Source organism: Leisingera sp. JC11 (assembly GCF_040704725.1).
Classification (GTDB): domain Bacteria; phylum Pseudomonadota; class Alphaproteobacteria; order Rhodobacterales; family Rhodobacteraceae; genus Leisingera.
On sequence record NZ_JBFCVS010000043.1, the window covers coordinates 1 to 8,404 of the forward strand.

The following is an 8,404-nucleotide window of genomic DNA, read 5'->3' on the forward strand; positions in this document are numbered from 1 at the left end:
GGCCGGCGCTCAGGCTTTCGACCACCTGCTGCTGCTGGCGCTGCATCTCGGCGCGCTCCTCCTCGGCGGCGCGGGCCAGCTTCAGGTCGTCCTGCATGGAGACCAGGGTCCTGCCGATCTTGCCGATCTCGTCGGTGCGGCTTGCCGCTTCCACCTCGGTGTCGAGATCGCCGGAGGACACCGCCTCCATGTCGGTGCAGATTCGGTCGATCGGCTTGGTGATCGACCGCGCAAACAGCCAGCCGAAGAACGACATGCCGCCGGCGCAGATCAGCGAGGCCAGAAGCAGCATATTGCGCTTCTCGGCCGCTGGCGCCATCAGCTCAGACCAGTCCTGCTCGGCAATGATCGCCCAGTTTGCAAATTCCAGCGGCAGCGGCTCGGAATAAGCAAGCACAGCATGGCCGTTCAGCCCAGGGACGCCTTTCTGGACGTGGGACTTTCCGTCAAAAGCTGTGGTTACCTGCGGGACCGAAGGCAGCTGCGACAAGACCTGATAGCCGTCTTCGAACCGCGACGTGGTCCGGGCCATCATGTCGGAGCCGGCAATATATATCTGGGTGGTTTGCCCCATGCCCTGATCGTTGTTGACGATGGCTCCCAGCAGGTCCACCGGGATCTGGACCGCCAGCACGCCTACGGTCAGATTGGCATCGTTCACCACCGGAGACGCGGCAAAGGCTGCGGCGGCACCGCCGGAGGGCGCATAAGGCTCCATATCCGCAAAGAAAACCTCCCCGCGGCTGCCTTCCAGCGCCGCACGGTAAACGTCAGCCAGGCCGGAATCCTTGAACGGGCCGGTCATCATGTTGGTGCCGTAGTCGTTTTCCTTGAACACCGAATAGACGATGTCGCCGGCCAGGTTGATCAGGAAGGCATCATAGTAGCCCTTGCTCTCGATCAGCGTCTTGTAGGCCGGGTGGAAGGTTTCGTGGTGCATGTGATAGGGCGAGTCGCCCTTGCCGCGCACCAGGAGATGTTTCTGCCCGATCGGGTTGGGGTTCTCGTCGATATAGGCCTGGCGCAGGATCTGGCCCGGATTTCCATCCAGATCGTTCCAGGTCATGGTCAGCCATTCGATGGCAGTGGCCGTCGACGGCACCGCCGCCAGGGTCTGCACATCCGCATGAATACCGTCCAGCAATGTCTGCACCGAAAACTTCCGGTCAGCCACCATGGACCGGAACTGGTCCTCGGCATTCTTCTCGGCGCTGCGCTGGAAGCTGATGGTGCTTATGGTGACGAGAATCGCCGTCACAAGCACACCGAACCCAACAACAAACAATGGCAACTTATGTGCCAGCTTGAGCGATTTGAACGCTTTCATTCCGTCCTCCTAAGAGCAATGCGGTCTAGGCCACCGCAATAATGATGCCAGCCAGATTGCGGCTCAGGTGTTAATTTGCCGCTTACGGCGCATACCGCATGCCGCATTTTGATGCGGAAACAGGCCGAATTCTGCCGCGCTCCGGCGTCACTTTCTGAAGGTCCGGTAAAGATGCATCCGCAGGCTGTGCGGGGGGCTGGAAACACGCCTGCCGGCTCGCTGCAGGTGATTCTCCCGGCCGTTAGAGCACAGATAAAAATTGATCGGATTTTTGCTGCGGAAGTTGCCGCCGCTCTCCTTATGAATCCCGCGCGGCGCGGCGCAGGCGGCAATCAAATATTAAGGCCCGCCGCCTAAAACTTGCCTCATCGAACTCGAACTGATCGCCGACAACGGGGGTGCGAATCGCCGAAAATGACAACGGAAACGCAAAAACACGTTTTGGATCTGCCGAACGCTTTCGCGGAGCTGGATCCACTGATCGCCTTCCTGCAAGGAGCGCGCGCCAAGGCGGTCGAAATCGACTGCAGCGGCGTTGCTCTGATGCCCTCCCGCTGCCTGCAGCTTCTGCTTGGTGCGGAACAGCAGTGGCGGTCCGAGGGGGCAGGCTTCGCAGTCACCAACATCACTGAATCCTGCCGCAAGTCCCTGACGCTTCTGGGGCTGGAGCCCAACCGTTTTGAAGACGAGGAAACAGCATGAAAACCAAAGTTCTGGCAATCGACGATTCCCGCACCATCCGGAATCTTCTGGCCGCAACCCTGGAAGAAGCCGGTTTTGAATACCACTGCGCGGTCGATGGCCGCGAAGGCGTGGATATGTATTCCGACGTGGATCCCGATGTGGTGATCACGGACATCAACATGCCCAACCTCGACGGTTTCGGCGTGATCGAGGAGCTGCGCGGCACCGGTATCAATTCAAAGGTGCCGATCCTGGTGCTGACCACCGAAAGCGCGCCGGAGCTGAAAGCACGCGCCCGCGGCGCCGGGGCCACCGGCTGGATCACCAAGCCGTTTGACGATGCCTCGCTGATCTTTGCACTCAAGCGCGTGACCGGAGCTGCGGCCTGAGATGTCGGGGTCTATTCAGGATACCTTCTTTGAGGAGTGCGAAGAACTCCTCGAAGCAACGGATGAGGGTCTGACCGCCATCGAAGGAGGCGATCACGACTCTGAAGTGGTCAATGCGATTTTCCGCGCCGTGCACTCGATCAAGGGGGGCGCCGGGGCCTTTGGGTTGGACGACCTGGTGGCTTTTGCCCACCGGTTCGAAACCGTGTTTGACGAGGTGCGCTCCAACCGGCTGGATCTCGACGAGAAGCTGATTCAGCTACTGCTGCGTTCCAGCGACCATCTGTCGGCGCTTGTTGAGGTGGCCCGTGACGGCGGCCAGATCGACGAGGCGCATCACGATACCCTGCTTGCGGCGCTGGACGAATACATCCCCGAAGAAGAGGAAGACCTCACCTTCGAGCCGATGGGGCTGGGCGGTCCGGCACCGATGATGGACCTTGGCGATATCGGCGGCGCCCCGGCGGAGCCGCAGGAAGAGACCTACCGGATCCGCTTCCAGCCGCTGAAGGAAATGTACGGCACCGGCAACGAGCCCTTCTTCCTGTTCCAGGCGCTCAAGGATATGGGCGAACTGACCGTCGCGCTGGACGAGAACGAACTGCCCGGCTTTGACACGATGGACATGGGCGAAGCCTATCTGGCATGGGACCTAGTGCTGGTCACCACGGAGCCGCGTTCGAAGGTTGAGGCCGTTTTCGAGTTTGTCGAAGGACTGTGCGAACTGTCGATCGAAGGCGACGGCGATGCCGAGGCGGAAGCCAATGCGCTGGCAGCCCTGGACGCAATGTTCAGCGCGCCCCCCGCCCCGGATGCCGCAACCGCCGCCGAGGGGGAGGCGCCTGCAACCCCTTTTGAACCGCCGGTCCCCGCACCTGAACCCGAAGCCAAACCGGCAGCCGCCGAAGAAAAGGCCTCGGCCCCGAAAGCCGAGAGCGGCAAGCAGGAGCAGCGCGGCGGTCCGAAGCCGACGCTCCGCGTCGAGCTCGAGCGGGTGGACCGGCTGATCAACGCTGTCGGGGAGCTCATCATCAACCACTCGATGCTTGCCCAGCAGATCGCCAATCTCAACGTTTCGGACACCCGCGATGTCGAGACCGAGCTGGAAGGCTTCAAGAATCTGGCACGCGACATTCAGGAAGGCGTCATGGCCATCCGCGCGCAGCCGGTGAAGCCGCTGTTCCAGCGCATGGCCCGGATCGTTCGCGAGGCCTCGGCCGCCACCGGCAAGACTTGCAAGCTGGTCACCGAAGGCGAGAACACCGAGGTCGACAAGACGGTCATCGAACGGCTGTCCGACCCGCTGACGCATATCCTGCGCAACGCGGTTGACCACGGCATCGAAAAACCCGAAGACCGGGAAGGCGCGGGCAAGGTCAAAACCGGTGAAATCCGGCTGTCGGCCTCGCACCGTTCCGGCAGCGTCTGCATCGAGATCAAGGACGACGGCGCCGGTGTGAACCGCCCCCGAGTCAAACAGATCGCGATCGAGAAAGGCCTGATCCCGGAAAACGCCGAACTGACCGATGGCGAGATCGATAACCTGCTGTTCGCGCCCGGCTTCTCGACGGCCAAGGAGATCTCCAATCTCTCCGGCCGCGGGGTAGGCATGGATGTTGTGAAGAATGCGGTGACCGGCCTTGGCGGGCGCATCAATATCTCTTCCTCACCGGGCAAAGGCTCCACCTTCACCATCATCCTGCCGCTGACCCTGGCGGTGATGGACGGCATGGTGGTGTCGGTGGCCGATCAGACCATGGTGGTGCCGATCACCTCGATCGTCGAGACCATGCGCGGCAGCGACGACATGATCAACAGCCTGGGCGCCGACGGCACCCTGCTGTCGATCCGCGGCAACTTCGTGCCGATCTGCGATGTCGCCGGCGCTTTGGGCCTCTACCGCGAAAGCGATCAGCAGGCCGGCGTCTACCTGCTGGTGGAAACCGAAACCGGCCAGCGCTGCGCGCTGGCAGTCGATGACATCCACGATCAGCGCCAGGTGGTGATCAAGAGCCTGGACGGCGTCTGCGGGGAAATCCCCGGCGTCGCCGCGGCCACCATCCTGGGCGACGGCAAGATCGCCATGATCCTGGACCCTGAAAGCATCATTGCGGCCTCGCCCACTGCGGCCGCCTTTGACACCGAGCGGAGAATGAGCAATGCAAGCTGAAGTGAAGCAAACCGATCAGGAAGTGAAACACGCTGAACACAGCGAGTTTGTGAGCTTCACCGTGGCCGGCCAGGCGTTTTGCCTGAAGATCACCCAGATCCGGGAAATCAGGCGCTGGTCGCCGGTGACCATCCTGCCGCATGCCCCGGCCGATGTTTTGGGGGTGATGAACCTGCGCGGCGCGGTGATCCCGATCTACGATCTCTCCGCCCGCTTCGGTCTGCAGCAGACCGAAGCCAGCGAGCGCAATGTGGTCATTGTTGTCTCCGTGCACGGTAAACCGGTCGGCCTGCTGGCTGAATCGGTCTCCGAGATCATCTCGATCAACCCGGACGACATCCAGGACACCCCGCCAGTGGATAGCCGCAACACGATGGAGTACATCCAAGGCATCATCTCGCATGATGACACCATGGTGCGCATCATCAATCTGGATGCGGTGATCTCGGCTCCGGAGCAGGTGATGCCGTGAGCGCAGAAGGCACGATCACTCCCAATGCGGACAGCTTTTCGCTGTCGGACCAGGAATTCGAAGCCATTGCGCAGTTCGCGCACAAAAACTTCGGCCTGGCGATGGCGAAAAGCAAGAAGCCGCTGGTGTCATCGCGCCTGGCCCGCAAACTGCGCCAGCGCAACATCACCAACTTCAAGGACTACCTTGCCAGCCTGGACGGCCCCAATTCCGACGAGGAACGCAGCGGTCTGTTGTCGCTGCTGACCACGAATGTGACCCATTTCTTCCGGGAGCCGCATCACTTCGAAACCCTGCGCAATGACGTGCTGCCGCCGCTGGTGGAACAGGCGCGGCGCGGCGGCCGGGTGCGGCTGTGGTCGGCGGGCTGCTCCAACGGGCAGGAGCCATACTCGATTGCGATGACGCTGCTGGACGTATGCCCGGAGGCCGCCAAGCTGGACATCAAGATCCTGGGCACCGACATCGACCCGGTGGTGGTGCGCCACGCTCAGGCTGCCAAATACCCCGAGGACGAACTGGCCCAGATTGACGCCAAATACAGCAAGCTGGTCCCGAAGCGCGATCCGGACGGGCGGCTGCCGGAAAGCCTGCGCAATCTGATCACCTTCGGGGTGCTGAACCTGATCGAACCTTTCCCCTTCCGGGGCAAGTTCGATGCGATTTTCTGCCGGAACGTTGCGATCTATTTCGACAACCCCACCCAGCAGAAGGTCTGGAGCGCCTTCCAGAATGCCCTGAACCCGGGCGGTACCCTCTTCATCGGTCACTCCGAGCGCATGTCTGGCCCGGCTGCGCAGCACCTGAAGACGGCCGGGATCACCACTTACGTCAACTCACCCGCTGGCAGGTAACCCTGTCCACGGCTGCAAGCAGAGCAGAAGGAAAGAAAAATGAGCTTGAAAGACTCTCTCCGCGTTATGGTTGTTGACGATATGTCGACAAGCCGGGGGATCATCACACAAAGCCTGGATGAAATCGGCATCAAGAACTACATGGTCGAAAACTCCGGTCAGGGCGCTTATCAGAAGCTGACCCAAACCCCGGTTCATCTGGTGCTGTCGGATTACAACATGCCGGGCATGGACGGGCTGGGCCTGCTGAAGGCGCTGCGCAGCCATCAGGTGACCCAGCGTGTCGGCTTCATCCTGGTGACCGGCAAGCCGACTCCGGAAATCATCCAGGTCGGCAAGCAGATCGGCCTGAACAACATCATCCGCAAGCCGTTCACGGTGGCTACCATGAAGCAGGCCATCGAACAGGTCGTCGGGCGGCTCTGATCATGGAACGTCCCGACAAAGCCCTGGGCGAACTCTGCGCCGCCTCGGCGTGGGAAATGGAGCAGCTGCGCAGCCAGATGCAAGCGCTGGAGGACGTCGTCCTGGACGTTCTGGAACGGGGCACCGCGCCGACCAGCCAGGAACTCCGCTCGCTGCAGGACTTCGACCTGGTGATCCAGACGCTGTCGGGACTCTCCGGGTTCTACAAGCGCGTGCAGGCCCAGGTTGATAAGTCAGGCCCGGCGGATCTGCCGGCCGCAGCGGCCGGGGTTACCCTGGAAAAGCTGCGCGACCGGTTGCGATCGGCCAGCAGCATGGCCAGCACCTGAAACAGCTAAGCCCTGCCCGGAAACGGGCAGGGCCTGCCAGCCGCAACCTCGCGCGGCGAATTTTCTTTTTCTTTACTACCTCTAAGGACTACATTGGGCACTAGCAGAATTCGCTATCCCGGGTATCCGCATGTCTTTTATTTTCAAACCCTTGATTTTCACCTTCTGCCTGCTGCTTGCCGCGGGCGCCCACGCTGCGACTGACCGAATTGCCCTGGTCATTGGTGTTGCGGAGTACCAGTATCTGCCGCCTCTCGAGAATACCCGTAACGATGCGGTCGCGATGGCGGACACATTGGAAGGCATCGGATTCGACGTCAGCTTGGCTCTCGACCCGGGCACAGCGGAGATGGAACAGCTGCTGGATGACTTCGCCTTCCGCTCCGAAGTCGCCGATCTGGCGCTGGTCTATTTTGCCGGCCACGGGATTGAGGTGCAGGGCGAAAACTTCCTGATTCCAGCGGATGCCAAGGTCGCCAGCAACCGCGATGTGCAGCGCCAGTCGCTGTCGCTGAAACAGCTGCTGAATGCGGTGGACCGGGCGCGCAAGATGCGGATCGTGATCCTGGACAGCTGCCGCGACAACCCCCTGGGCGACTCCATCGCCTTGGATCAGAGCAGCGGCCAGACGACTGAAACCACGGCAACAACCCGCGGCGGCGGCGGCATGGCGCCGGCCGACCCGGACCGCGGCACCCTGGTGGCCTTTGCTGCCAAGGACGGCCAAGTGGCGCTGGACGGCAGCGGCAGCAACTCGCCCTATGCGACCGCCCTGATGGAAAAGATGGTGCAGCCCGGGCTGGAAATCAGCCTGATGTTCCGGCAGGTCCGCGACCAGGTGCTGCAAAGCACCGCGAACCTGCAGGAACCGCATACCTACGGTTCGCTGACCGGCGTGCCCTTCTACCTCGCGGGCCCCGGAGAAGATGATGCCCCGGTATCGGTGGCCGACGCCTCTGCCGCATGGGCGGCGCTGAAGCCCGATCAGGAGGAGCAGCTGCTGGCCTTGGCCGAACTGGGCGACACCCGCTCGATGCTTGGCCTGGCCTATATCCGGCTGAACCCGAACGAAGGCCGTTTCGACCCTAAGGCGGCGGTGGATTTCCTGCAGCGCGCAGCGGATGCCGGCTCGCCCGAGGCACAGTTCGAACTGGCCAAGCTCTATGAACGCGGTACTGGCGTGGACGTCGATGAGGCCAAAGCGCTGGAGCTTTACCAAGCGGCCGCAGCCCAGGATTTCGCCGATGCGATCAACGATCTTGGCTTCCTGCATTACCAGGGGGGGCTGGGTCTGCCAGCCAATCCGAACAAGGCGCTGACCTTCTTCGAGCGTGCCGCTGACCTGCGCCATCCGCAGGCGCAGTTCAACTTCGCCGCGCTAATTGATGACGGTCTGATCGCCTCGAAAGGCCCCGAAGATTCCGCGCATTACCTCTATGCCGCGCTGCGCAGCGGAAGCTCCGACGTGCTCAACCTCCTGAGCGAGCGCCCCAACATGTTCACCGCCGAAACCCGGCGTGCCTTGCAGCAGAAGCTGAAAGAGAACAATTTCTACGCCGGCGCGATTGACGGGGACTTCGGCCCTGGAACGCAACGCGGAATCCGTCAGGCCTATGGACTGGAGGGATAACCGCCCTACTTCAAGCCGATGTTACATCGTGCTTTGTTCCTCGTTCTCCTCACTTTCTTCCTGAACACCCCTTTGGATGGCCAGGCCGCCGGCGGTTATGGCGGCGGCGACGGAGGTCACGGC

At 61.9% G+C, this 8,404-nt stretch carries 9 protein-coding genes; 8 read left to right on the forward strand and 1 reads right to left on the reverse strand.

Annotated features, from left to right (window positions below):
- Positions 1-1,327: cache and HAMP domain-containing protein (locus AB1A62_RS21780; RefSeq protein WP_366663557.1), on the reverse strand; the 1,327-nt coding region annotated here is incomplete at its 3' end.
- Between the two features lie 414 nt (positions 1,328-1,741).
- Here AB1A62_RS21780 and AB1A62_RS21785 point away from each other — a divergent pair.
- From AB1A62_RS21785 to AB1A62_RS21820, 8 genes are all read left to right on the forward strand, one after another.
- The gene (locus AB1A62_RS21785) at positions 1,742-2,029 is read left to right on the forward strand and encodes an STAS domain-containing protein (protein WP_029204938.1); all 288 of its coding nucleotides are present in this window, start codon (positions 1,742-1,744) and stop codon (positions 2,027-2,029) included.
- The gene (locus tag AB1A62_RS21790) at positions 2,026-2,400 is read left to right on the forward strand and encodes a response regulator (protein WP_366663558.1); all 375 of its coding nucleotides are present in this window, start codon (positions 2,026-2,028) and stop codon (positions 2,398-2,400) included. The genes AB1A62_RS21785 and AB1A62_RS21790 overlap by 4 nt, the downstream gene beginning before the upstream one ends.
- A 1-nt stretch (position 2,401) precedes the next feature.
- Complete coding sequence (locus AB1A62_RS21795; protein WP_366663559.1) at positions 2,402-4,570, forward strand: chemotaxis protein CheA; 2,169 nt, start codon at positions 2,402-2,404, stop codon at positions 4,568-4,570.
- On the forward strand, positions 4,560-5,042 hold the full coding sequence (locus AB1A62_RS21800) for a chemotaxis protein CheW (protein ID WP_019297432.1): 483 nt from the start codon (positions 4,560-4,562) through the stop codon (positions 5,040-5,042). Before AB1A62_RS21795 ends, AB1A62_RS21800 begins: the two co-directional genes overlap by 11 nt.
- Positions 5,039-5,896 carry a protein-glutamate O-methyltransferase gene (locus tag AB1A62_RS21805; protein WP_366663560.1) on the forward strand — a complete coding sequence of 286 codons (858 nt, stop codon included), beginning with the start codon at positions 5,039-5,041 and terminating at the stop codon, positions 5,894-5,896. The genes AB1A62_RS21800 and AB1A62_RS21805 overlap by 4 nt, the downstream gene beginning before the upstream one ends.
- A 39-nt stretch (positions 5,897-5,935) precedes the next feature.
- A complete protein-coding gene (locus tag AB1A62_RS21810; protein WP_019297434.1) occupies positions 5,936-6,322 on the forward strand; it encodes a response regulator in 387 nt (128 codons plus the stop codon).
- Positions 6,323-6,324: 2 nt separating this feature from the next.
- On the forward strand, positions 6,325-6,651 hold the full coding sequence (locus AB1A62_RS21815) for a hypothetical protein (RefSeq protein WP_366663561.1): 327 nt from the start codon (positions 6,325-6,327) through the stop codon (positions 6,649-6,651).
- 130 nt (positions 6,652-6,781) lie between these two features.
- Entirely contained in the window at positions 6,782-8,281 is a 1,500-nt protein-coding gene (locus AB1A62_RS21820; RefSeq protein WP_366663562.1) for a caspase family protein, read from the forward strand.
- Positions 8,282-8,404 lie beyond the last annotated feature (123 nt).

Coding starts and splice junctions, on each gene's coding strand:
- AB1A62_RS21785 (WP_029204938.1), top strand. CDS start 1,742: ATGACAACGGAAACGCAAAAACACGTTTTGGATCTGCCGAACGCTTTC.
- AB1A62_RS21790 (WP_366663558.1), top strand. CDS start 2,026: ATGAAAACCAAAGTTCTGGCAATCGACGATTCCCGCACCATCCGGAAT.
- AB1A62_RS21795 (WP_366663559.1), top strand. CDS start 2,402: ATGTCGGGGTCTATTCAGGATACCTTCTTTGAGGAGTGCGAAGAACTC.
- AB1A62_RS21800 (WP_019297432.1), top strand. CDS start 4,560: ATGCAAGCTGAAGTGAAGCAAACCGATCAGGAAGTGAAACACGCTGAA.
- AB1A62_RS21810 (WP_019297434.1), top strand. CDS start 5,936: ATGAGCTTGAAAGACTCTCTCCGCGTTATGGTTGTTGACGATATGTCG.
- AB1A62_RS21815 (WP_366663561.1), top strand. CDS start 6,325: ATGGAACGTCCCGACAAAGCCCTGGGCGAACTCTGCGCCGCCTCGGCG.
- AB1A62_RS21820 (WP_366663562.1), top strand. CDS start 6,782: ATGTCTTTTATTTTCAAACCCTTGATTTTCACCTTCTGCCTGCTGCTT.